Genomic DNA, 281 nt, shown 5'->3' on the forward strand with positions numbered 1-281 from the left:
CATGAGGCTCCACAAAATACGATTTGTGTTACCCGTAAGGTTCCACAAATGAAAATTAAACTTAAGGGTAAATCGGACAAGCTTAAATATTTTGAGACTTATAAAGAGGCTGCTGTTTTCGCAAAAGAATTGTCAAGTAGTTTAACCACGACAATCAAGCTTGGGGTAAATGGTAATACATTTTTTGTTTATTTACCGATGGGGTATGACGCTCCGCCGATACCGATTGAAAACGAATTAACTTCACCTTCTTATGACGAATATGACGAATATGACGAATA

The 281-nt window shown here is 36.7% G+C and carries 1 protein-coding gene; it reads left to right on the forward strand.

Annotated features, from left to right (window positions below; all coding sequences use genetic code 11):
- Window positions 1-48: 48 nt before the first annotated feature.
- On the forward strand, window positions 49-281 hold a 233-nt coding region (locus tag AAEY55_RS18230; protein WP_350552646.1), incomplete at its 3' end, for a hypothetical protein.

This window comes from Pseudoalteromonas sp. 120-MNA-CIBAN-0494 (assembly GCF_040308885.1).
GTDB lineage: Bacteria > Pseudomonadota > Gammaproteobacteria > Enterobacterales > Alteromonadaceae > Pseudoalteromonas > Pseudoalteromonas nigrifaciens.